Origin of the sequence: Bacteroides stercorirosoris (assembly GCF_900142015.1) — a bacterium.
Lineage (GTDB): Bacteria > Bacteroidota > Bacteroidia > Bacteroidales > Bacteroidaceae > Bacteroides > Bacteroides stercorirosoris.
This window is the reverse complement of record NZ_FQZN01000012.1, coordinates 12968-36686: the sequence shown is the minus strand read 5'-3', so window position 1 is coordinate 36686 and position 23719 is coordinate 12968. Positions and strand designations below refer to the sequence as shown.

General features: G+C 42.7%; 19 protein-coding genes. 12 read left to right on the top strand and 7 right to left on the bottom strand.

Going from position 1 to position 23719, the window contains the following annotated elements; translation table 11 throughout:
- Positions 1 to 270 precede the first annotated feature (270 nt).
- On the top strand, positions 271 to 1377 hold the full coding sequence (locus tag BUC01_RS10400; RefSeq protein WP_025831356.1) for a 6-bladed beta-propeller: 1107 nt from the start codon (positions 271 to 273) through the stop codon (positions 1375 to 1377).
- Positions 1378 to 1391: 14 nt separating this feature from the next.
- Entirely contained in the window at positions 1392 to 2282 is an 891-nt protein-coding gene (locus BUC01_RS10395; RefSeq protein WP_025831357.1) for an MBL fold metallo-hydrolase, read from the top strand.
- 12 nt (positions 2283 to 2294) lie between these two features.
- Here BUC01_RS10395 and BUC01_RS10390 read toward each other — a convergent pair whose 3' ends face one another.
- Both BUC01_RS10390 and BUC01_RS10385 read right to left on the bottom strand, forming a co-directional pair.
- Positions 2295 to 3056: a class I SAM-dependent methyltransferase gene (locus BUC01_RS10390; protein ID WP_025831358.1), complete on the bottom strand. Its 762-nt coding sequence runs from the start codon at positions 3054 to 3056 to the stop codon at positions 2295 to 2297.
- Between the two features lie 35 nt (positions 3057 to 3091).
- Positions 3092 to 3355, bottom strand: a complete 264-nt coding sequence (locus BUC01_RS10385; RefSeq protein ID WP_025831359.1) for a hypothetical protein — start codon at positions 3353 to 3355, stop codon at positions 3092 to 3094.
- Between the two features lie 169 nt (positions 3356 to 3524).
- Between BUC01_RS10385 and BUC01_RS10380 the strand changes: the two genes are divergently transcribed.
- Entirely contained in the window at positions 3525 to 4181 is a 657-nt protein-coding gene (locus tag BUC01_RS10380) for a DUF4476 domain-containing protein (RefSeq protein ID WP_025831360.1), read from the top strand.
- Between the two features lie 205 nt (positions 4182 to 4386).
- Here BUC01_RS10380 and BUC01_RS10375 read toward each other — a convergent pair whose 3' ends face one another.
- Entirely contained in the window at positions 4387 to 4611 is a 225-nt protein-coding gene (locus BUC01_RS10375) for a DUF4248 domain-containing protein (protein WP_009127456.1), read from the bottom strand.
- Positions 4612 to 4850: 239 nt separating this feature from the next.
- Here BUC01_RS10375 and BUC01_RS10370 point away from each other — a divergent pair, with 239 nt between their 5' ends.
- Both BUC01_RS10370 and BUC01_RS10365 read left to right on the top strand, forming a co-directional pair.
- Complete coding sequence (locus BUC01_RS10370; RefSeq protein ID WP_025831361.1) at positions 4851 to 5246, top strand: WG repeat-containing protein; 396 nt, start codon at positions 4851 to 4853, stop codon at positions 5244 to 5246.
- A 31-nt stretch (positions 5247 to 5277) separates the two neighbouring features.
- Entirely contained in the window at positions 5278 to 5808 is a 531-nt protein-coding gene (locus BUC01_RS10365; RefSeq protein WP_025831362.1) for a GNAT family N-acetyltransferase, read from the top strand.
- A gap of 10 nt (positions 5809 to 5818) precedes the next feature.
- Here BUC01_RS10365 and BUC01_RS10360 read toward each other — a convergent pair whose 3' ends face one another.
- Positions 5819 to 6346, bottom strand: coding sequence for a hypothetical protein (locus tag BUC01_RS10360; RefSeq protein ID WP_025831363.1), 528 nt, complete (start codon positions 6344 to 6346; stop codon positions 5819 to 5821).
- A gap of 123 nt (positions 6347 to 6469) precedes the next feature.
- Positions 6470 to 7357, bottom strand: coding sequence for an ACP S-malonyltransferase (fabD, locus tag BUC01_RS10355; RefSeq protein ID WP_025831364.1), 888 nt, complete (start codon positions 7355 to 7357; stop codon positions 6470 to 6472).
- 431 nt (positions 7358 to 7788) lie between these two features.
- Between fabD and BUC01_RS10350 the strand changes: the two genes are divergently transcribed.
- From BUC01_RS10350 to xylE, 4 genes are all read left to right on the top strand, one after another.
- Positions 7789 to 8520 (top strand): NUDIX hydrolase, encoded by a 732-nt coding sequence (locus tag BUC01_RS10350; RefSeq protein WP_025831365.1) that lies wholly within the window; start codon positions 7789 to 7791, stop codon positions 8518 to 8520.
- Between the two features lie 106 nt (positions 8521 to 8626).
- Positions 8627 to 10117 carry a xylulokinase gene (locus BUC01_RS10345; protein ID WP_025831366.1) on the top strand — a complete coding sequence of 497 codons (1491 nt, stop codon included), beginning with the start codon at positions 8627 to 8629 and terminating at the stop codon, positions 10115 to 10117.
- 42 nt (positions 10118 to 10159) lie between these two features.
- Positions 10160 to 11476, top strand: coding sequence for a xylose isomerase (gene xylA / locus BUC01_RS10340; RefSeq protein WP_073313678.1), 1317 nt, complete (start codon positions 10160 to 10162; stop codon positions 11474 to 11476).
- Positions 11477 to 11588: 112 nt separating this feature from the next.
- The gene (xylE, locus tag BUC01_RS10335; RefSeq protein WP_073313675.1) at positions 11589 to 13040 is read left to right on the top strand and encodes a D-xylose transporter XylE; all 1452 of its coding nucleotides are present in this window, start codon (positions 11589 to 11591) and stop codon (positions 13038 to 13040) included.
- A gap of 87 nt (positions 13041 to 13127) precedes the next feature.
- On the opposite strand, the gene BUC01_RS10330 is transcribed toward xylE, so the two are convergent.
- Positions 13128 to 16400: a TonB-dependent receptor gene (locus BUC01_RS10330; protein WP_073313673.1), complete on the bottom strand. Its 3273-nt coding sequence runs from the start codon at positions 16398 to 16400 to the stop codon at positions 13128 to 13130.
- 218 nt (positions 16401 to 16618) lie between these two features.
- Between BUC01_RS10330 and BUC01_RS10325 the strand changes: the two genes are divergently transcribed.
- Positions 16619 to 18151: a carbon-nitrogen hydrolase family protein gene (locus BUC01_RS10325; protein WP_025831367.1), complete on the top strand. Its 1533-nt coding sequence runs from the start codon at positions 16619 to 16621 to the stop codon at positions 18149 to 18151.
- Between the two features lie 345 nt (positions 18152 to 18496).
- On the opposite strand, the gene BUC01_RS10320 is transcribed toward BUC01_RS10325, so the two are convergent.
- On the bottom strand, positions 18497 to 19054 hold the full coding sequence (locus BUC01_RS10320; RefSeq protein ID WP_073313670.1) for an NAD(P)H-dependent oxidoreductase: 558 nt from the start codon (positions 19052 to 19054) through the stop codon (positions 18497 to 18499).
- 309 nt (positions 19055 to 19363) lie between these two features.
- Between BUC01_RS10320 and BUC01_RS10315 the strand changes: the two genes are divergently transcribed.
- Together BUC01_RS10315 and ileS are read left to right on the top strand one after the other, a co-directional pair.
- Positions 19364 to 19918 carry a GNAT family N-acetyltransferase gene (locus BUC01_RS10315; RefSeq protein ID WP_025831368.1) on the top strand — a complete coding sequence of 185 codons (555 nt, stop codon included), beginning with the start codon at positions 19364 to 19366 and terminating at the stop codon, positions 19916 to 19918.
- Positions 19919 to 20167: 249 nt separating this feature from the next.
- Positions 20168 to 23593, top strand: coding sequence for an isoleucine--tRNA ligase (ileS, locus tag BUC01_RS10310; protein ID WP_073313728.1), 3426 nt, complete (start codon positions 20168 to 20170; stop codon positions 23591 to 23593).
- The last annotated feature ends 126 nt before the right edge of the window (positions 23594 to 23719 follow it).

The window sequence follows — 23719 nt, the reverse complement described above, 5'->3', positions numbered from 1 at the left end:
AAAAATAAGGTTTACTGTTGTCATTTGTTTTAATGACTTTGCAAAGGTACAATGAAGCGTTTGATGTATTGTCCCCTTTTGGTACCTTTAGAGGTGTTTTTCTGAGAAAAGTAATAAGAAGCTAAATTTCAAGGCATTGAAAAAGGTATAAGGCTTACGTAGAAGATTATTATGCTTTTACCCTCTGTTTTTACTTTAATGTTTTGCACATTCTATTATTATTCAATATCTTAGTATCCTAATTTATAAACACATAAAAAAGAAAGCATTATGAAACACTCTTATTTCTATTCTTTCGCTTGTTCTATTTTACTTCTTACTGCTTGTTCGGGAGAAAAAACAGCTGATGCCAAACTTCCTATCATAAATATAGATGAGAGTACTGGGTATTTTGAGAATGATTACACTTCGGAAGCGTACAAAACACTGCTCAAAAATCCTAAGATTGTCCAACTGGAAACGAAAGACGACTGCTTGTTGGGTGGTTTTGCCTCTATTTGCGATGTCACTCCTAAATACATCGTTGTGGGAGGTGATAAGAAAATCTATTTCTTTGATGCGCATAGCGGGACATTCCTTTCGAAGATAGACAGACAAGGAGATGGCCCCGAAGAATATAATGATATATATTTCAGTTATTTTGATGAAGAAAATGAACTCGTTTATATCGCAACGCTCAAAAAGATTAAATCCTATAAGCCGGACGGAACTTTTGTCAAGGAGTATCCCAAAGGTAGTTTTACCAACCTTGCGCATACCACTGATGGTTATTGGGGGATTTACGAGAGGGAATATTGGAAACAGCATTTAATTGCTTTACTGGACAAGGACTGGAAGGTAAAGCAATCTTTTCTTCCTGACCGTGAGGCTGCTTTTGTGAATGGAGACCTTTATATTGCACCCCGATTCAGAGAAGCTAATAATCATATATATACTATGGTAGACGATACGCTTTACACTAATAAAGAGGAAAAACTTTCTCCTGCTTTGGTCATTCATAAGGGGAAATTGAAGATGCCGAATGAAATTATCAGTGCTTTAGATCGTCTTGTTTCGGAAGGGCAAAAGTACATCCAGATGGATGCTGCATTAAATGTGGGTAACTTAATGTTCTACAATTTCTTTTTGGAGCGCGGCCGGCATTACACCGTTTGGGATATAAAAAGCGGAAAGCTGCTGGCTCATTCTAAAAGCGGCTACTTTATGCCTTTAAATGAAGAAACGACTGTAAATGCGCAGTTCTCTTTAATTAAAAACGATAAAGGCTATGCATTGATTTCTACTAATGAGTTAGCTAAACATGGGCTGAGGGATGAGGAAGACGATTCCAATCCGTTGCTGCTGCGTGTAGATTTTGAAAATTTTCATATTAATTAAATGCCTGATAAATAATGTATGAACTAAAACAACTCGGGTCTCAGAGTTATTATATTGAAAGCCCGGCGAAAATAGGTATCTATAAACAGAATGATACTGATATATATCTGATTGATAGTGGCAATGATAAGGAAGCTGGTAAAAAAGTGCTTAAAATAGCCAATCAAAATAACTGGCGGATAAAAGCTATTATCAATACGCATTCCAATGCCGACCATATAGGCGGAAATCACTATATACAAGAGCAGACAGGTTGTCCGATATTTGCAAAAGGAATTGAAGTTGCTTTTACTAATCACCCTATTTTAGAATCATCTTTCTTATATGGCGGATATCCATGCAGAGAACTTAGAGGAAAGTTTCTGCTTGCAAAAGCAAGTCAGGTAAAGGACATCTCTCATGATGATTTTCCAAAAGAGTTGGAAGTTTTCCCGTTACCAGGACATTTTTTTGATATGATCGGGCTGCGGACTCCTGACGACACAATCTTTTTAGCAGATTGCATCTCCAGTAAAAGTACATTAGAGAAATATCAAGTTTCATTTGTTTATGATGTTGCGCAATATTTAGATACATTGGACAGAGTAGAAAGTATGCAAGGAAAAATATTTGTACCTGCTCATGCAGAAGTTACCGAAAATATAAAAGAATTAGTACAGAGCAACCGTAACAAAATATATGAAATAGTAGAGACACTGTTGGATATTTGTGAAAAGCAAGTTACTATTGAAGATATTCTACAACAAATATTTGACAGGTATAATCTGACTATGACTATAGAGCAGTATGTATTAGTCGGCAGCACCATACGTTCTTATCTTTCCTGGCTCAAGGATAATGAGAAAATAACATTCACTATACAGGAAAATAAACTGCTTTGGAAAAGTCTTGTGAATAAACATTGAAGATGAGAAACATCATTTATTTAATGCCAAAACATATATTTGTTTTTCAGAGCTATCACTAAAGGTTTCTTCTTTAAAACCTCCAAACTTGTACATAATATTAAATCCTGCCCATTCCAGATATGAATCCAGTTCTTGAGGGAAAAACAATCTCATATCCAAATCTTGAACTGAATGAAACTTACCATTTATAAAATAATGCCATTTTATACGATTAATTTGGGTTGCGTTTTCATAACGCATTGTTTGTTTTATCAATACTTTCCTTCCGTCACTGGTGACATATTCGGCTATTACTTTCTGCTCTTTTTCGTTTTCAACAATGTATTGAATATTAGGGTTGAAACAATCCAACAGCAATATTCCTTTTTCTTTGAGATGACCTTTGATAGCCTGTAATGCTTTAAATAAATCTTCATTTTTATATAAATGATGGATTGAATTAAATGGAATAAAAATAAAATCGAATTTCTCTTGTAGGTTCAATGTTCTGATATCTGCCTCAATGAAGTTAATCTCTAAACCCGCTTCGAAGGCTTTTGCCTTTGCTTGTTCAAGCATTGATGAAGTGTAATCTACTCCACAAATATTGTATCCATCTTTTGCAATGGGAAGTGTTAGTCTGCCTGTACCACAGCATAGTTCAAGTATCTTGGCGTCCTTGTCTTTCGGCAACCACTTTTTGTAAAATGGTAAATCAGAGAGGAAGGTGTTCAATCCATCATAAATATTTGCGTCATAAATCAAATCACCAACATTGTAATTTGTACTCATTTTATTTTTATTCTCTATCTGCATATTTTCTACTATTAGAAAGTCCGACAAGCGTTTCCGCTATCCTGTTCACTTTTGTCCGTTCCGTCTTTGCAGAATATATCCACTTGACATATATTTCTATCTCCGATAAACATGGCATCGTCAGTTGTTGCGAGGTGGATAAAATCCCATTTGAATGGGGCATTTTCAAATCTTCCTGTGGTAGGCTCAGGGAGTTTTTCTTTACTGCAAGAGCAAAATAATGCCAATAGCAAACTGACAGAGATACAGATAGATTTGTGTTTGTTTAGTATCATACTAGTTATAGTTAAATAGTTATTTTTATGAATGCAAAGTTAGGTAATTTGTAGGGGAAAACAATTTCATATAGGGAAATTTCCAAAAAGAATAGGGAAAAAGATAATATTATATGCTTTTCCCCGCCTATATTTGTGCCAACACTAAAAACTAAAAACAATATAGAGTATGAAAGCAATAAAACAGACATTAGCACTGCTGGCACTTATAATTGGCATAAGTGGCTGCGCCAGTATTTTAGGAATCAACAAGGACGTCATGATGAGCGTTGAGAAGGGAATGAGCCAGAAAGAAGTGTCGTCTATACTTGGAAAGCCGGACTATCGCCGTTTCGACCATGACGTGGAGGAATGGGAGTTCATAAAGAACATCGCTGACAATGCCGGATGGACTACGATTATAGTCAGCTTCATTGACGGGCGTGTGATAAGTATGGACTCTTTCCGGACAGATGTTCCTCCTCCTCCTGTGGCAGTTTATCCCTCCGTAGAAGTAGGTGGAAACATTCCTCCCCGTCCGCACGCCACCGTTTGGGGGGGGATGAATGAAAGAGACTTCCAGTCACTTTATAATAAGGTGAAAAGCAAGCCTTTCAAGGACGACCAACTGGAATTATTGGAAAATGGCATTGGCAATAGAAAGCTGAGTTGCAAGCAATGCGTGCGGATGATGTCAATATATACGTTTGATGATGACAAGCTGAAAGTGTTGAAAATCCTGGCTCCAAACATTGCCGACCGGGAGAACTATGACGAGATAATCAATGCACTCGATTTCATCTCCAGTGAAGAGAAAGCAAGACATATTTTGGGGATAAAGAAGTAAATGATAAATCGATACAATTACGAGTACCCCATTAATAACCGTAAACAGCGTTTTTAAAGAATAACAGGAACGTTTTTTAAGAATGTTCCCGACGTTTATTAACAGCGCAGAAATCAGTCACAAGACCTAAACTAAATATATATCAACAAAAAAGGCGGTAAATCCTCGTAAGGAAGTACCGCCTTTTCATCTTTTACACCCGTCGTTATTCTGGATACGGGTCGCCCAGATTTTCCAAAATCAGCCCGAATTGCTTAGGGGTAAGCCATCGGTGATTATACGGCAAATAGCCTGTTTCTGATAAAGCAATTGTCAAATTAGTGCACCGTTTGATGCTTCGTTGTAAAGAGCGCACTGCGTTCTTCGGAGTAGAACAACCCGGGAAATACATTCCGGCAAGTTCCGAAAAAGAAAGGATAAGTTTTGCCATTTGCTAAGGTTTTAGTTTTATATTAAAGTTTTTTCTTAAACTTCTACAAATATACTACATCAGAAAGGCGAAGTCAAGTGTTTCACCCCTTATTTTCAACTGTTTTTCAATTCATGGTGCTAATCTTTTCTGTTACAGGCATAAACTTCTCACGACATTTCTTATCTTTGACCGCTGACTTACTCAGCATACTGATAACTCAATGTTTAACGAACTATTGTAGGGAGGATACTCAGAAGATGAAAATACAAAAATTAGTGCCAACGGAAGAGAATGGCAAATGGGGCTTTCTGGATGCAGCAACAGGCGAAAAGATTGTACCGTTTATATATGACTATGTTCACGCCTTTTCCGTAGGGTTGGCATTAGTCCGGCTGAATGGTTGGTGGGGCTATGTGGACAAAACGGGGAAGGAAGTGATTCCATGTATATACAACCCTGCATGGTCGTTTACCAAAACAGGGTTGGCGGCAGTATGCATAGAGGGTAAATGCGGTTTTATAGATCAAACAGGCAAAGAAGTGATTCCATTTATATATGACGATGCCCGCTATTTTAATAAAGATGGCAAAGCAAAGGTAAAGCTAAACGGTGAAACTTTTTTTATAGATATGGAAGGGGACCGGGTTAAATAAATATAAGAAATGAAATAACTTAAATGCGCCAATGATTCATAAAGACGAGATTATATTAAAGCCCTTGCTTGACGAAGACATACCGTTGTTTAATGAATGGTTGAACAAGGATTATATCTATAAATGGCTGTGTCCGGACGGAGAAGGGCAAAGAGATGCCTGGCTGGATGAAGTAAACAATAGAAATGATAAGTACGATTTCATGAAACACTTCATTGTTTACTACAAGGACAGGAAAATAGGGTATTGCCTTTATGCCGATTGTTTCTTCTTGAAAGATTTTGAGGAGGAGGGACACGACTTTGAGAGTTTGTATGGCGATGTACCCGAAAAGAATCACACTTACGAAATTGGCTATTTGATTGGCGAAGAAGAGTATCTGAATAGAGGTATCGGTAAAATAATAATCCGGAAGTTAGAAGAGAAAATCATTGGACTGGGAGGACACGAAATTTCGGCAGACCCTTCCGAAGAGAATACTGTTTCAATAAAGGTGTTGCTGAGCAATGGTTTTAAGAAGAAAAGTGATGGGGATTACAGGAAAGCGATAGGGGGAATGTAGAAACGAAGACTTATTTATTTATCTTCTTCAAAATATTCCGGATGGTAGTCTTAACTCCTGTGGAGTAATATTCCGTATCTGCATTCTCTAATATGAGCTGTAGCTCCTTCAAAAGTTCCGGTTCGCACTTACAAAGCCGATAAGCCATTCTGATGGCTAATGCTTGTACGCCTATACTTTCCTGTGGAGCCAGCATGTGGTCCAGACAGTAGTTCAGTAAATCTATGGAAATGGGAGTGGACACGGGTACATTATACAGTATGGATAGAAACAGGCGTTTAGAACCATCGTGCCGGCAAGTCAATAACCGCTGGATAATGTCGTCCTGCAATGGGACAAACCAACCGGGGTGTTGCTCACTCACTTTCTCGCATGCCCATATAGCCCGCCACGAAACAACGATTTTATCATCGGAAATCAGTTGATACATATCTTTCAGGTATTCAGGATGCAGACATATTTCCCGTACCAGCTTATCTATTGATAACTTGCTAAGAGGCATTGCAAGAGTGTTTCTGAACTCATCTATCTTTTCCATAATCACGCATATTTGTGCAAATATAAGGATTCTCCCGGTCTGTTGCCACAACCGAAGCCGTAAAAAAGAAGGGCTGCCTTCCAAAATTGGAGGACAGCCCTGATAAATATAATTTTCAAAGGATTATGCTATGCCGTGAGCAGACACTTCCGGCGCAATCTTCTTGATAAGACCTTGCAGAACTGCACCCGGGCCACATTCTGTGAAATCGGTAGCGCCATCGGCAACCATATTCTTCACTGTCTGTGTCCAGCGTACGGAAGCTGTCAGTTGGGCAACAAGATTTTTCTTGATTTCTGCCGGATCGGTGTGGGGCAGGGCATCTACATTCTGGTAAACCGGACACTTCGGAGCATGAATTTCAGTAGCGTTGATAGCAGCTTCCAGTTCAACCTTTGCAGGGTTCATCAGCGGAGAATGGAATGCACCGCCCACCTTCAAGGGCAGAGCGCGCTTTGCTCCGGCAGCTTTCATCAGTTCGCAAGCCTTGTTGATGCCTTCGATAGAACCTGAAATCACGATTTGTCCCGGGCAGTTATAGTTGGCTGCAACGCAAACTTCGCCTTCAGCTGTTACCTGTGCACAGATCTCTTCTACTTTCTCGTCAGACAAGGCTATGATGGCAGCCATAGTAGAAGGTTGCGCTTCACATGCTTTCTGCATAGCCATGGCGCGTGCGTAAACCAGCTTCAAACCGTCCTCGAAACTCAATGCACCGGCAGCTACCAGCGCAGAAAATTCACCCAGTGAGTGACCGGCGGTCATTTCGGGCTTGAAGTCATCGCCCATACAAAGGGCGGAGATAACAGAATGAAGGAATACAGCAGGCTGAGTCACCTTTGTCTGGCGCAGATCTTCGTCCGTGCCGCTGAACATAATATCCGTAATGCGATATCCCAGGATATCATTAGCTTTTTCAAACAATTCTTTTGCTAAAGCGGAATTTTCATACAGGTCTTTACCCATTCCTACGAATTGGGCACCCTGACCCGGAAATACAAATGCTTTCATTTTGTTCTTATTTTAGGTGTTAATTAAAAAAGTGGTGCAAAGGTATAGCTTTTTCCGATAACCACCGCACAAATGTATGATTTTTGTGCAATACTCCCCGAAGATGGTATGCTTCTTCAAATTCAAATCCCTATTTTGTCCCCTCGAATAAAATACAATAAGAGCCGACTGATCTTTCTTCTTCCCCAGATGCTAAAATCCTTAAGAATAAAGTACTTTACTCTTATTGTACTTCCTACAATTAGAGGCCTTCGTTCTCTATCAACAATACATATTGTCTTTTCAACGATAAGTCCATGTTTTGATATTGTAAAATGTACGATATGTATTCTATTGAAAAATAGTGCTTTATAACATGATAAATTTTATATTTCTTCCGCTTGCATATTCAAAAAACCTGTTTATATTTGCAGCGCTTAAACATGGATATTATGCAAGACATTGAACAGAAAACCCCATTAGCCAACAATCACATCTCAGTAGACTGTGTGGTGATTGGTTTTGACGGAGAACAATTAAAGGTTCTTTTGATAAAGCGTGTAGGTGAGGAAAAAGGTGAAATCTTCCACGATATGAAGCTTCCCGGAAGTCTTATTTATATGGATGAGGACTTGGATGAAGCTGCCAAACGTGTGCTGAACGAACTGACAGGATTGAAAAACGTCAATCTGATGCAGTTCAAGGCATTCGGCTCCAAGAACCGGACTAAAGACCCGAAGGACATTCATTGGCTGGAACGTGCCATGCAATCAAAAGTTGAGCGTATCGTTACCATAGCCTACCTGTCACTGGTGAAGATAGACCGTGCATTGAGCCGCAATCTGGACGATTTCGAGGCATACTGGGTGGCGCTGCAAGACATCAAGGCTTTGGCTTTCGACCATAATCTGATTATAAAAGAAGCATTGGTTTATATCCGCCAGTATGTTGAGATCAACCCGTCGGCTCTGTTCGATTTGCTGCCCCGCAAGTTTACCGCATCGCAACTGCGTACTTTATATGAATTGATATACAGCAAACCGATTGACGTGCGAAACTTCCACAAAAAGATTGCCATGATGGAATATGTGGTTCCTATGGAAGAGAAACAACAGGGAGTTGCCCACCGCGCGGCACGTTATTATCGCTTCGACAAGAAGATATATAATAAGGTAAGAAGGTAATTAACAATTAATAATGAATAATGAAAGGTGAGCAAAAAAGAATTATGTTTTTCCATTTTGTCTGTTTTTTCACTCTTTCATTCCTTAATTCTTTAATTTTGAAATAATGTATTTATTAGGCTATGACATTGGTAGCTCGTCCGTAAAAGCGAGCCTGGTAAACGCCGAAACCGGCAAATGTGTATCTTCTGCTTTTTTCCCGAAGACAGAGGCGGCCATCATTGCCGTGAAACCGGGTTGGGCGGAACAAAATCCCGAAAGCTGGTGGGAGAATCTGAAACTCGCCACACAAGCGGTTATGACAGAGTCGGGGGCAAACGCAGGTGAAATCAAGGCAATCGGTATCTCTTATCAGATGCATGGATTGGTGTGTGTGGATAAGGATCAGAATGTGCTGCGTCCTTCCATCATCTGGTGTGACTCGCGCGCTGTTCCTTATGGACAAAAGGCATTTGAAACGCTGGGAGAGGAGAACTGCCTTTCGCATCTATTGAACTCCCCGGGCAACTTTACCGCCTCTAAACTGGCATGGATAAAGGAGAACGAACCGGCAATCTACGAAAGAATTTATAAGATTATGCTTCCGGGTGATTACATCGCCATGAAGCTGAGCGGCGAAATCTGTACTACCGTTTCCGGCCTTTCGGAAGGCATGTTCTGGGATTTCAAGAACAACCGCGTGGCTGACTTCCTGATGGATTACTACGGTTTCGATAAATCCCTGATTGCAGACATCAAACCTACGTTCTCCGAACAAGGCCGTGTGAATGCCGCCGCCGCAAAGGAACTGGGATTGAAGGAGGGTACACCGATTACTTACCGTGCAGGCGACCAGCCGAACAACGCACTTTCACTGAACGTATTCAATCCGGGTGAGATTGCCTCTACGGCAGGCACTTCGGGCGTGGTATATGGTGTGAACGGTGAAGTAAACTACGATCCGAAATCACGTGTGAATACATTCGCCCATGTGAACCATACGGACGAGCAGACTCGTCTGGGCGTTCTGCTCTGCATCAATGGTACGGGTATTCTCAACTCTTGGGTGAAACGTACGATTGCTCCCGAAGGCATCTCTTACAATGAAATGAATGTGCTGGCATCACAAGCTCCTATCGGCAGCGCGGGCATCAGTATTCTGCCTTTCGGCAACGGTGCGGAACGCATGCTTGAAAACAAGGAAATCAACTGCTCCATCCGTGGTCTGAACTTCAATTTGCATGGCAAACAGCACATTGTGCGTGCGGCTCAGGAGGGTATTGTGTTCTCCTTCAAATATGGTATAGACATCATGGAAGGTATGGGCATCCCTGTGCAGAAAATCCATGCAGGACATGCGAATATGTTCCTTAGCTCCATCTTCCGCGATACGCTGGCAGGTGTGACGGGTGCGGTGATCGAGCTGTACGATACGGACGGCTCGGTAGGTGCAGCCAAAGGTGCAGGTATCGGCGCAGGCATCTATAAGGATAATAACGAGGCATTTGCAACGTTGGAAAAGCTGGATGTTATCGAGCCTAACCAGGCTAAACGTCAGGAGTATGCGGACGCTTATGCACGCTGGAAACATCGCTTGGAAAAATCAATGGCTAAATAATAAACTGATAATAATTAACCCTTTAAAAATTGAATTAAAATTATGGCAACAAAAGAGTATTTTCCCGGAATAGGAAAGATTAAGTTCGAAGGTAAAGAAAGTATGAACCCGATGGCATATCGTTACTACGATGCTGAAAAGGTAATCATGGGTAAGAAGATGAAAGATTGGTTGAAGTTTGCGATGGCTTGGTGGCACACTCTTTGCGCAGAAGGTGGCGACCAGTTCGGTGGCGGAACCAAACAATTCCCCTGGAATGGTGATGCTGATGCCGTGCAGGCTGCAAAAAATAAGTTGGATGCAGGTTTCGAATTCATGCAGAAGATGGGTATCGAATACTATTGCTTCCACGATGTAGACCTTATTTCCGAAGGTTCAAGCATCGAAGAATATGAAGCTAACCTGAAAGCTATCGTAGCTTACGCAAAACAGAGACAGGCTGAAACAGGTATCAAACTGTTGTGGGGTACTGCTAACGTATTCGGTCATGCACGTTATATGAACGGTGCTGCTACCAACCCTGATTTCGACGTTGTGGCACGCGCTGCTGTTCAAATCAAGAATGCTATCGACGCTACTATCGAACTGGGTGGTTCAAACTATGTGTTCTGGGGCGGTCGTGAAGGTTACATGTCATTGCTGAACACTGACCAGAAACGTGAAAAAGAACATCTTGCCAAGATGCTGACCATTGCTCGTGACTATGCACGTGCACGTGGCTTCAAAGGCACTTTCCTGATTGAACCGAAACCGATGGAACCGACCAAACATCAATATGATGTAGATACTGAAACTGTTATCGGCTTCCTGAAAGCTCACGGTCTGGACAAGGACTTCAAGGTGAACATCGAAGTTAACCACGCTACTCTGGCCGGCCACACTTTCGAACACGAACTGGCAGTAGCTGTTGACAACGGTATGCTGGGTTCTATCGACGCTAACCGCGGTGACTACCAGAACGGTTGGGATACTGACCAATTCCCTATCGACAATTATGAACTGACTCAGGCTATGATGCAGATTATCCGTAACGGTGGTTTGGGCAATGGCGGTACGAATTTCGATGCTAAGACTCGTCGTAACTCTACTGACCTGGAAGATATCTTCATCGCTCATATCGCAGGTATGGATGCTATGGCACGTGCTTTGGAAAGCGCTGCTAAGTTGCTGGAAGAATCTCCTTACAAGAAGATGTTGGCTGACCGTTATGCATCATTCGACGGTGGCAAGGGTAAGGAATTTGAAGATGGCAAGCTGACTCTGGAAGACGTTGTGGCTTATGCGAAAGCTAACGGCGAACCGAAGCAAACCAGCGGTAAGCAAGAATTGTATGAAGCAATCGTGAATATGTATTGTTAATATAAGGTGGTAGGGTGATAGAGCGATAAGGTGATAGAGTGATATCACCTTACTGCTTATCACTTTACCACTTATCCTTTTTCACTCATTTATCAACCTAATCTTTTTTATCATGAATGATGCAAACAATGGTAGTAAACTCTACCTTTATTCTATTACAACCGTTGCCATTCTGGGCGGTCTGTTGTTCGGGTACGATACAGCGGTAATCTCCGGCGCAGAAAAGGGCCTTGAAGCTTTCTTCCTGATGGCTACGGATTTTCAGTATGACAAGGTGATGCACGGTATCACTTCTTCCAGCGCACTTATCGGCTGCGTGATTGGTGGTGCCCTTTCCGGTTTCTTTGCTTCCCGCCTGGGACGACGCAATTCTCTGAGACTGGCGTCTGTGCTGTTCTTCTTGTCGGCATTGGGTTCTTACTATCCTGAAGTTTTATTCTTCAACTACGGTGAGCCGAATATGAACTTGCTCATCGCATTCAATCTGTATCGTGTATTGGGCGGTATCGGTGTAGGTCTTGCATCTGCGGTATGTCCGATGTATATTGCAGAAATCGCCCCTTCTAATATTCGTGGCACACTGGTATCTTGCAACCAGTTCGCCATTATCTTCGGTATGTTGGTAGTTTATTTCGTTAACTACCTGATTATGGGCGATCATACAAATCCTATTATCGACAAGAGCGTAGACGGTATTCTGTCCGTCAATTCCGCTTCGGATATGTGGAGTGTACAAACAGGCTGGCGTTATATGTTCGGTTCAGAGGCTTTCCCCGCTGCATTGTTCGGGTTCCTGCTATTCTTCGTACCGAAGACTCCGCGTTATCTGGTGCTGGTACACCAAGACGAAAAGGCATACTCTATCCTGGAGAAAGTAAATGGTGCAAGCAAAGCGAAAGAGATTTTGGAGGAAATCAAAGCTACTTCAAAAGAAAAGACAGAAAAGTTATTCTCATACGGTGTGGCAGTTATTGTTATCGGTATTTTGCTTTCTGTGTTCCAACAGGCTATCGGTATCAATGCCGTACTGTATTATGCTCCGCGTATTTTTGAGAACGCAGGTGCTGAAGGCGGTGGTATGATGCAGACCGTTATCATGGGTATTGTAAATATCGTATTTACCCTTGTGGCTATCTTCACTGTAGACCGCTTTGGCCGGAAACCGCTGCTGATTATAGGCTCTGTCGGTATGGCAATAGGTGCATTTGCCGTGGCAATGTGCGACAGCATGGGCATCAAAGGTGTCCTTCCGGTGTTCTCCGTAATCGTGTATGCCGCTTTCTTCATGATGTCATGGGGACCGATTTGCTGGGTGTTGATTTCAGAAATCTTCCCGAATACGATTCGCGGCAAGGCTGTGGCTATCGCTGTGGCTTTCCAGTGGATTTTCAATTATATCGTATCGTCTACATTCCCGGCTCTGTACGATTTCAGCCCGATGTTCGCATATAGCTTATATGGCATTATCTGTGTCGCTGCTGCAATCTTTGTTTGGCGTTGGGTGCCCGAAACAAAGGGTAAGACTCTAGAAGACATGAGTAAACTCTGGAAGAAAAATAAATAAGTTCTCCCTCCTTTAATATCTTATAGATGAAAAAAGGTGCAGCCGGATAAGTCGGTTGCACCTTTTCTTTTTTGTGACAGGCTTGTGCTAATTGAATATGTAACGCAAACCTATCTGGAGCTTCCAGCATTCACTGTAATTCAGATTACGGGTGAAACTCTCAGTAGGATATTCTTTGTCACTGTTCTTATACATGGAGAAGACAGGAGTGTTGTTTTCATCCCTGCCCGCATAAGTAAGAATTCGTCCTCCATTGGCTACGGACATATTTTTGTTCACTCCCCACTTGCTGTTCAGCAGATTGCCCACATTCAGAATGTCCAGGCTGAGTTGCAGCGTGTTCTGTGTTCTGCCTATTTTCACAGAAAAGTCGCGGCTCCAACGGAAATCAAAGCGATGTACCCACGGAGCGCGTGCTGCATAGGCTTCGGCATATTCGCCTTTATGTTTCTTGAGATAGGGATCCTGATTTACGAATTTCCAGAAAGCATCCGCGTCTTCAGGGCTTGTGAATCTAATCTCATCTTTAGTCTTGGGGATATACATCAGGTCGTTCGTCACTCCGTCACCGTTCATATCATTGGTGTACATGAAGCTGTAACCTCCGGCAGAATACCCGCTATAAAAGAGGCTGAAGTTAGAAGTGTTTCTCTTGTTCACGTGTACACGCCAGTTGATGGAAGCGATTACGCGGTCGGGAGTAACATAACGTGAGCGCATCAGTCCAGAATTGTTCGGGCCGTTGATGGATGGCATATTTGTCCACGCAGAGTTGGCATCGGAACCGGGCATTCCACTGATTTCCTTGGATTCGGTATGCGTGTAGGCAGCCATGATATTCAGATTCTTTGCGGGTTCGGCAAATACGGTGATATTGCCTGTCCAGCCCCATCCTTTGGAGGTATTGGTCAATACGTTTGCACTGTTGATATTGGTGTGTTCCAGATACGTTTCAGGGTAGATATAGCGATCATCCGGACCGTTGAAACGCTGCCATGTATCTTCCGGGCTTTTTATATTGTAGTTGTATTGGCGCACGGCATTGATGTCTTTGGAAAACATACCTTCTAATGTAATGCTAAGAGGGAAGGAGACAGGTATCTGATAATCCAGAGCCAGGGAAGTCTTCCACACTTGCGGCATCTTGAAATCCGGATCGATACCTACGATACCACTTGGCAACACACCTTCTTCAGGGGTGATGGTGGTTGGAAGTCCTAATGTGGAAATCATTTGGTTTACGTCTGTTATCATACCTCCTTTTAGCAAATCTAAACGTGGATCACGGCTTGTAACTTTGCCATCCTTATATCGGGTGGTAATGCTTACCAAGTTCTGAATCATACCGGAATTGGTAGGCATATTAGTAAAGAATACCAAAGGAATACGCCCTGTGAAGAATCCCGAGCCACCGCGTACTTTCAAGGATTTATTATTGAATACATCCCAGGTGAAGCCCAGACGCGGTGAGAATTGCAGTTTATTGTCGGGCCATGCACCTGTATCAATATGCATACCGTTGAAATCCAAATCGTAGATAGCCTGGTTGCGCATCAGGTCGTTCAGGAAACTCAAGTTGTCCATACGTATACCCGCTGTCAGCTTGAAGTTATCGCGAATGTTCCATTCATCTTGCAGATAGACACCCAACTGGCCGAAATTCACATCGGCAGAAGGTTTTGTATTTCCATTGTAACCATAAGCCAAAGCAAAAGATTCGGGGGCTGCTCCATTTTTGAAATCTTCGAAGCTGGAGTAGCGGTAATATCCTGTTCCGTTACGCATATAGGAGTTGCTCGCCTTTTGGCGCTCGTAACTGATTCCAGCTGTTAGTTTATGGGCACCCAAGTAGTAGGTGAAGTTGTCGACAACGGTCATCACTGTATTCTTCACCTTATTATTATAGGTAAACAATTCATAGCCGGCCGTCATATATGGTTCCAGAATCTGATCGCCCTCCTTGTCATATCCGTACATGATGTCGATGAAAGGGAATAAGCTGGAATTTGTACCGCGTTCATCTGCCATATCGCTATAGGTGAACAACAGCTGATTGGATATGGCGGAGGTGAAACGGCTGTTTAATTCGGCGGTAACAGAGTTTACAATATTCTGCTGAGAATAGCAGGAATTTGCGTATGACATAGAATATTGAGAAACACGATTGTATGCCAGACGGTATCCGAAGTTACCGGAACTTCCATTGGGAGCATTCCAGGTCTTGTTGTTGGTGAAGTTATAGCGTACGCTCAGTTTGTTTCCCTTGTTTATGTTCCAGTCGATGCGCCCCAGTAGTTTCAGATTGGTTATATCGGCAGGAAAGCTGGTGAAAGAACCGGTGTCATAACCATATTTATCTTTCAGTATTTGGGAGAATTCCGCCATATCCGCTGCTGTGGTACGGGAGATAGTGGAGTTGTTAGGAGTTTCGCCTTCTTGGGCGGCACGCCATTTTACAACCTGTTGCGGACTCTTTTCATACTCTACATTAGCAAAGAAGAACAGTTTATCTTTGATAATCGGTCCGCCGAAAGTGGCGCCATATACGGTCTTGGATTCTTCGGCACGTGCACCGAAATCCGTATCACCGATTTTATTACCACGCATCACTTCATTGTTGAAGTACATATAAGCGCTTCCTTTATATGTGTTGGTTCCCGATTTGGTAATCGCATTGATTCCTGCACCGATAAAGTTAGCCTGACGCACATCAAAAGGAGCAATGACCACCTGCACTTCATCAATGGCATCCAATGAAATAGGATTGCCTCCTCCCGGAAGTTCAGAAGAAAGCCCGAAGTTATTGTTCAGGTTAGCGCCATCCACGGTGAAGGTGTTGGAACGCCCGTCACGACCACCGAAAGTATTGCCGGAAGCATAGGGGGAAATACGTGTGAAATCACTCAGACTACGATTGATGCTTGGCAGCGTAGTCAGTTGTTCAGTGGAGATGTTGGTGGTAGCACCGGTCTTTTCGGCACTGAACTTTGACTTGCTGGCTGTCACGGTGACTTCACCCAGCAGCTCGGAAGCTTCGTGCAAGGTTACATTCAAGGAATAAGTTTCACCCAGTTGCAGTTGGATGCCAGTATATATTGCTGTCTGGTAACCTACATAAGAAACTGTCACCTTGTACGGACCACCGGTGCGCATACCTTGGAAGCTAAAACGTCCGTCTACATTGGTAACAGTACCGTAGCTGGTTCCGGAGGGTTCGTGTACTGCTACTACTGTAGCGCCAATGACAGATTCTTCGTCTGCCATGACCTTACCACTCATTCCGGCAGTAGTTACCTGTGCTTTTACCATTCCCTCAAAAGAAAGCAAAAGCACTAACAGAAATAACATCTTTTTAGCCATGATTTTTAATTTTTAGTAAATAAGAAAAGGGTTCTTTGGTGAAAACGCCACAAAAGTATAAAAAGCAAAAAGAAATCTTTAAAGGAAGCGTTAAAATCTTACTGCATTTTTGCAACAAAATGGTTGTACCATAAAAATATATGCTTCCGAAGACAATATGTGATTTTTAACTGTAACTTTGCAGTGGATTTAACATTCTGGAATAACAGAGAAACACTATGGATTCATTGAAAATAAACAAGGTCCAATTGCGTAATTTACAGATAGAAGACTATGAGCAATTGGCACAATCATTCACCCGTGTATATACGGATGGCAGCGATGTGTTTTGGACACACAAACAAATTGAAAAACTGATTAAGATTTTCCCCGAAGGACAGATTGTGACAGTAGTGGACGAGAAGATTGTCGGCTGCGCACTCTCCATCATTGTGAATTACGATGATGTGAAGAATGACCATACCTATGCACAGGTGACCGGGAAAGAAAGCTTCAATACACATAACCCCAAAGGCAATATCCTGTATGGCATTGAGGTGTTTATTCATCCCCAATACCGTGGTCTGCGCCTGGCACGCCGTATGTACGAGTATCGGAAAGAGCTTTGCGAAACTCTGAATCTGAAAGCCATCATGTTCGGTGGGCGCATTCCCAACTATCACAAGTATGCTGACCAGATACGTCCGAAAGAGTATATAGATAAGGTGAAGCAAAAAGAAATCTTCGACCCAGTACTGACTTTCCAACTCTCCAATGACTTTCATGTACGTAAGGTGATGCGTAATTATCTGCCCAATGATGAGGAGTCCAAGCATTATGCTTGCCTGTTGCAGTGGGATAATATCTATTATCAGGAGCCGACGCAGGATTATGTGACGCCTAAGACGACGGTGCGCGTCGGTCTGGTGCAATGGCAGATGCGTAGCTATAAAACTCTGGATGACTTGTTCGAGCAGGTAGAATTCTTTGTAGATGCTGTGTCGGACTATAAGAGTGATTTCGTGCTTTTTCCCGAATACTTCAATGCTCCGTTGATGGCGAAATTCAACAATGAAGGTGAATCGCAGGCCATCCGGGGATTGGCGGCATATACGGAAGAAATCAAGGAACGGTTTATTAAGCTGGCTATCAGTTATAATATCAATATCATTACGGGTAGTATGCCTCTTATCAAGGAAGACGGATTACTGTATAATGTCGGTTTCCTGTGCCGCCGCGACGGTAGCTACGAGATGTACGAAAAGCTGCACGTGACACCTGATGAAATAAAAAGTTGGGGATTGAGCGGTGGAAAAGCTTTGCAGACATTCGATACGGACTGTGCCAAAATCGGTGTACTGATCTGTTATGATGTGGAATTCCCCGAATTATCCCGGATCATGGCGGACCAGGGAATGCAGATATTGTTTGTTCCTTTCCTGACGGATACACAGAATGCTTATTCGCGGGTGAAGGTATGTGCCCATGCGCGTGCCATTGAGAATGAATGTTTCGTGGTCATTGCCGGCAGTGTGGGTAACCTTCCGCGTGTGCACAATATGGATATCCAATATGCCCAGTCCGGAGTATTTACACCTTGCGACTTTGCTTTCCCTACGGACGGCAAGAGAGCGGAAGCTACGCCAAATACAGAAATGATTCTTGTTTCTGACGTAGACCTGGATTTATTGAACGAATTGCATACATATGGCAGTGTGCGCAATCTGAAAGACAGGAGAAGTGATTTGTATGAGGTGAAGATGAAAAAATAAATCATCCTATAGTATGGAAAGTCTGTTTACTCCAAATGATAACTGTGTTTACCCCACATAGTAACTCCATTTACACACCGAGGTAAAGGTCGTTACATACCGAGGTAAAGAGCGTTACAATAAAGGGTAAAGACCGTTACATACGGCGGTAAATGCTTTTACATCTTGCAGTAAGCTGTCGGTAAATGCTATCCATTGATTATTAGCAAACTAACAAGAATCACCAGCAGTCTTTAATTCGTTGCTGCAGCGGAATAGCTTATATGCCTATAAATAAGATGGAATATGTTCAAGCGCAGACAGTCTGTGCCGGGATTTATCCGGCGTAGGCTGTCGCGTTGATAATCACCAGTTGTCCTCTGATGCCTCTTTACTAATAAATGCTGATACTCGTTTCTTGTATAAATCTGCTGCCTGGGCTATATTCTTTTCTGCTTCCGGTGTTCCCATACCATACACCACAAAAGGAGTTTGCCACACCATTCCCGCATGTACAGCACCTGCCTGATAGGGACGCAATAATTCATCTACCGTGAAGCGATTTCTTCCCCCGCTCCGGTATGCATCAAATTCGGAACCCGTAGTAGTGGCCACTAACAAAGGTTTACCAGCTACCGCCGGAGTTTTTGCCAAATAGGTAAAAATTCTATCCTGCCACTGTTTCAGCAAAGACGGGGCTGACATCCAATAGAATGGGAACTGATAGATCAGTACCGTTGCATGAGAGATAATCCGGCTCCATGCATCCATGTTAAGGAGGTCTTCACTTGGCATTTCGTATAAATTGAATACAGCCACTTCTTCCATATCCTTTATAACATCAAACAAGGTCTTGTTGGCTTGTGAATTTTCCATATTGGGATGCGCCAAAAGAACTACAACTTTCTTTAAATCTTTATCCATATTATTTTTGAGGTTTTGGTGAATAATCAATGTGTCAGGCAAAAGTAATGAAATATTTGATATATAAATGTCTGTTTATTCAAAAACAATTGCTTATATTTGCAACAATAAGAAATGTTTTATGTTTAAATCTAAGAAGATTTCCGTGAGGTAAATAATCTGTAGTCTTGCTTACAGATTATCCATTCGTTTTTTACTTGGGCACATTCCTGTCCGAGTTTTTTTCTATGTCCAATATAATATTATAAATAGCAGATAGGAACTAAGTATATTCTTATGTGCCGTCTATATCATAAAACATTTAAAACCATGAGCTTAAATAATATTCAAATCAGAAAAACCCAAATAGAAGACTTTTATGCTATTACGGAAATCCATGAACAAGCATTCTGCAATAAAAAGGAACCTGAATTAGTAGCTAATTTACTGGATGATGAGAGTGGAAAACCACTGATATCCTTGCTTGCCCTGCACAACGGCCAGCCTGCCGGGCATATACTTTTCACCCGAGCATATTTTGACGGGCAATCCAGGCAACCGGTAATGTACATTCTGGCTCCATTAGCTGTAAAACCCGAATTTCAATGCCGGGGCATAGGAGGTGCATTGATAAAAGCAGGCATCAGGTTGTTGCAGGAAAAAGGAACGAATCTTGTCTTTGTATTAGGGCACAAGGATTATTATCCCCGATATGGATTTTTACCACATGCTACACGTCTGGGTTATCCGGCTCCTTATCATATTCCTGACGAACTGGGTGAATACTGGATGGTTCAGCCAATTGGCGAAAGTGGTTTCAGCATAGGAAAAGGAAAGATAAAATGTGCTGACGCCTTGCGTAGACCGGAGTATTGGAGAGAATGATAAATGAAAAGGAATAACATTATAATGAAAATCCAGTTTGATACATATCATTTGAGATTTTCATTATAATGATAACAACGGTTCCCTAAAGCCTTCAATCAGCGCGTTTTTTTGTTTTTTTCTATTCAATAATATCTTTTCTCTAACTTTTTTGTAACTTTGCACCCTTAAAATAAAGAGGGTTACTATTTCATATCGAAAAGTACCTTCGAATCGTTAAATTGTAACATCGTTAAATTGCAAATAAAGATGGGTAAGAAGTTTGCCGAATATTCGCAGTTCGACCTCTCAAAGGTAAACGCGGAAGTGTTGAAGAAATGGGACGAGAACCAGGTTTTCGCCAAGAGTATGACAGAACGTGAAGGCTGTCCTTCTTTCGTATTTTATGAAGGACCGCCCTCTGCCAACGGTATGCCGGGCATTCACCACGTAATGGCTCGCTCCATCAAAGATATTTTCTGCCGCTACAAAACCATGAAAGGTTTTCTGGTGAAACGTAAAGCCGGTTGGGATACACACGGACTCCCTGTGGAGTTAGGAGTAGAAAAAGCGCTTGGTATCACCAAGGAAGATATTGGCAAGACAATTTCTGTAGCCGATTATAACGCTGCCTGCCGAAAAGACGTGATGAAGTTCACCAAAGAATGGGAAGAGCTTACTCACAAGATGGGCTATTGGGTGGATATGACCGACCCTTACATCACCTACGATAACCGTTACATTGAAACATTGTGGTGGCTGTTGAAGCAACTGTATACGAAAGGCTATCTTTATAAAGGATATACTATACAACCATATTCTCCCGCTGCCGGTACAGGACTGAGCTCACACGAGTTGAACCAGCCCGGATGTTACCGTGATGTGAAGGATGTGACTTGCGTGGCACAGTTCAAGATGAAGAACCCGAAGCCGGAAATGGCGGAGTGGGGGACTCCTTACTTCCTGGCATGGACCACTACACCGTGGACATTACCTTCAAATACTGCCTTGTGTGTGGGTCCAAAGATAGACTACGTAGCCGTACAAAGCTACAACGGATATACCGGAGAGAAAATCACCGTTGTTCTTGCCAAAGCATTGCTTTATACGCACTTCAATAAAAAGGCGGAAGGCATCGCTCTGGAAGATTACAAACCGGGTGATAAACTGGTTCCATTCAAAGTAATAGCAGAATATAAAGGTCCGGAGCTTGTGGGCATGGAATATGAACAACTGATCCCCTGGGTAAACCCGGGTGAAGGTGCATTCCGTGTCATACCGGGTGACTATGTAACTACGGAAGACGGTACAGGTATCGTACATATCGCTCCTACATTTGGTGCAGACGATGCCCAAGTGGCAAAAGCCGCCGGTGTTCCGCCGTTGCAGCTCATCAATAAGAAGGGTGAACTTCGCCCGATGGTCGACCTGACAGGTAAATTCTACTTGCTGGATGAACTGGACGAGAATTTCGTGAAAGAACGTGTGAACGTAGACTTATATAAAGAATATGCAGGCCGTTTCGTGAAAAACGATTATGACCCCAATCTGACCGATCAGGATGAAAGTCTTGACGTAAGTCTCTGCATGATGATGAAAGCCAATAATCAGGCATTCAAGATAGAGAAGCATGTGCACAACTATCCGCATTGCTGGCGTACGGACAAACCTGTATTATATTATCCGTTGGATAGTTGGTTCATCCGTTCCACCGCTTGCAAGGACCGCATGATAGAACTGAACAAGACCATCAACTGGAAACCGGAAAGTACCGGTACGGGACGTTTCGGCAAATGGCTGGAAAACCTGAATGACTGGAATCTGAGCCGTTCACGCTACTGGGGTACTCCGTTGCCCATCTGGCGTACGGAAGACAACAGTGAAGAAATCTGTATCGGTTCAGTTGAAGAACTTTATAACGAAATAGAGAAATCCGTAGCTGCCGGATTGATGGAGTCCAATCCTTACAAGGACAAAGGTTTCGTACCCGGTAAGTATACAGGAGAGAACTATGATAAGATAGACTTGCATCGCCCGTACGTGGATGATGTAATCCTCGTATCTAAAGACGGTAAGCCTATGAAACGTGAGGCAGACCTGATAGACGTATGGTTTGATTCCGGTGCTATGCCGTATGCTCAAATCCACTACCCGTTCGAGAACAAAGAGTTGCTGGATAGCCGCCAAGTGTTCCCGGCTGACTTTATTGCGGAAGGTGTGGACCAGACACGCGGTTGGTTCTTTACGCTTCACGCGATAGCTTCAATGGTGTTCGATACCATCTCTTACAAGGCTGTCATCTCTAACGGACTGGTACTTGACAAGAATGGCAACAAGATGTCCAAACGTTTAGGTAACGGTGTCGATCCGTTCTCAGCCATCGAGAAATATGGCTCCGACCCTTTGCGTTGGTACATGATAACCAATTCCTCTCCGTGGGATAACCTGAAGTTCGACGTAGATGGTATCGAGGAAGTTCGTCGCAAATTCTTCGGAACCTTGTATAACACATACTCATTCTTCTCACTATACGCTAATGTAGATGGATTTGAGTACAAGGAAGCTGACGTACCGATGGCTCAACGTCCTGAAATCGACCGTTGGATACTCTCCGTACTAAATACGCTGGTAAAGGAAGTGGATACTTGTTACAGTGAATATGAGCCGACCAAAGCCGGTCGCTTGATATCCGACTTCGTAAACGACAACCTTTCTAACTGGTACGTTCGCTTGAACCGTAAACGTTTCTGGGGTGGTGAATTTACACAGGATAAATTGTCTGCTTACCAGACACTGTATACTTGCCTGGAAACCGTTGCTAAACTGATGTCACCTATCGCTCCTTTCTATGCTGACAAGCTTTACATAGATTTGGTAACTGCAACAGGACGTGACAATACGGTATCCGTACACTTGGCCAAGTTCCCCGAATACAATGAGGAAATGATAGACAAGGAATTGGAAGCCCGTATGCAGATGGCACAAGATGTAACTTCCATGGTATTGGCTTTGCGCCGCAAGGTGAACATAAAAGTGCGCCAACCGCTGCAATGTATCATGATACCCGTAATGGATGAAGAGCAACGTGCCCACATTGAAGCAGTAAAAGCGCTTATCATGAGCGAAGTGAATGTGAAGGATATTAAGTTCGTGGATGGTGCTGCCGGTGTGCTGGTGAAGAAAGTTAAGTGTGATTTCAAGAAAATGGGGCCGAAGTTCGGCAAACAGATGAAAGCCGTAGCTGCCGCTGTCGCAGAACTGTCACAGGAAGCTATCGCAGAACTGGAAAAGAATGGTTCTTATACTTTGCAACTGGATGGTGCTGACGTGATGGTAGAAGCTGCAGATGTAGAAATCTTCAGTGAAGACATACCGGGGTGGCTGGTGGCCAACGAAGGTAAACTGACTGTTGCCCTGGATGTTACCGTAACCGAAGAATTACGCCGCGAAGGTATCGCACGTGAACTGGTGAACCGTATTCAAAATATCCGCAAATCAAGCGGTTTGGAGATAACGGACAAAATAAAGATTACATTATCAAAAAATCCGCAAACAGATGATGCGGTAAACGAATATAAAGAGTATATTTGTAACCAGGTTTTAGGAACCTCACTGATGCTGACAGACGAGGTGGAAAACGGCACAGAACTTAACTTTGACGATTTCTCCCTGTATGTAAGTGTTGTAAAAGAATAATTTTTAAAGTAGTTAGTAGTAAGTAGTTGGTAGTAAGTAGAAATGTACTGCTAATGAAAGCACTATAAATAGGAGCATTTTCTGCTTACTACCAACTACTTACTACTAACTACTAAAAAACACGTT

Excerpts from the sequence above, each read along its gene's own strand:
- BUC01_RS10400 (WP_025831356.1), top strand. The coding sequence starts at position 271 with ATGAAACACTCTTATTTCTATTCTTTCGCTTGTTCTATTTTACTTCTT.
- BUC01_RS10395 (WP_025831357.1), top strand. The coding sequence starts at position 1,392 with ATGTATGAACTAAAACAACTCGGGTCTCAGAGTTATTATATTGAAAGC.
- BUC01_RS10390 (WP_025831358.1), bottom strand. The coding sequence starts at position 3,056 with ATGAGTACAAATTACAATGTTGGTGATTTGATTTATGACGCAAATATT.
- BUC01_RS10385 (WP_025831359.1), bottom strand. The coding sequence starts at position 3,355 with ATGATACTAAACAAACACAAATCTATCTGTATCTCTGTCAGTTTGCTA.
- BUC01_RS10380 (WP_025831360.1), top strand. The coding sequence starts at position 3,525 with ATGAAAGCAATAAAACAGACATTAGCACTGCTGGCACTTATAATTGGC.
- BUC01_RS10375 (WP_009127456.1), bottom strand. The coding sequence starts at position 4,611 with ATGGCAAAACTTATCCTTTCTTTTTCGGAACTTGCCGGAATGTATTTC.
- BUC01_RS10370 (WP_025831361.1), top strand. The coding sequence starts at position 4,851 with ATGAAAATACAAAAATTAGTGCCAACGGAAGAGAATGGCAAATGGGGC.
- BUC01_RS10365 (WP_025831362.1), top strand. The coding sequence starts at position 5,278 with ATGATTCATAAAGACGAGATTATATTAAAGCCCTTGCTTGACGAAGAC.
- BUC01_RS10360 (WP_025831363.1), bottom strand. The coding sequence starts at position 6,346 with ATGGAAAAGATAGATGAGTTCAGAAACACTCTTGCAATGCCTCTTAGC.
- fabD (WP_025831364.1), bottom strand. The coding sequence starts at position 7,357 with ATGAAAGCATTTGTATTTCCGGGTCAGGGTGCCCAATTCGTAGGAATG.
- BUC01_RS10350 (WP_025831365.1), top strand. The coding sequence starts at position 7,789 with ATGCAAGACATTGAACAGAAAACCCCATTAGCCAACAATCACATCTCA.
- BUC01_RS10345 (WP_025831366.1), top strand. The coding sequence starts at position 8,627 with ATGTATTTATTAGGCTATGACATTGGTAGCTCGTCCGTAAAAGCGAGC.
- xylA (WP_073313678.1), top strand. The coding sequence starts at position 10,160 with ATGGCAACAAAAGAGTATTTTCCCGGAATAGGAAAGATTAAGTTCGAA.
- xylE (WP_073313675.1), top strand. The coding sequence starts at position 11,589 with ATGAATGATGCAAACAATGGTAGTAAACTCTACCTTTATTCTATTACA.
- BUC01_RS10330 (WP_073313673.1), bottom strand. The coding sequence starts at position 16,400 with ATGGCTAAAAAGATGTTATTTCTGTTAGTGCTTTTGCTTTCTTTTGAG.
- BUC01_RS10325 (WP_025831367.1), top strand. The coding sequence starts at position 16,619 with ATGGATTCATTGAAAATAAACAAGGTCCAATTGCGTAATTTACAGATA.
- BUC01_RS10320 (WP_073313670.1), bottom strand. The coding sequence starts at position 19,054 with ATGGATAAAGATTTAAAGAAAGTTGTAGTTCTTTTGGCGCATCCCAAT.
- BUC01_RS10315 (WP_025831368.1), top strand. The coding sequence starts at position 19,364 with ATGAGCTTAAATAATATTCAAATCAGAAAAACCCAAATAGAAGACTTT.
- ileS (WP_073313728.1), top strand. The coding sequence starts at position 20,168 with ATGGGTAAGAAGTTTGCCGAATATTCGCAGTTCGACCTCTCAAAGGTA.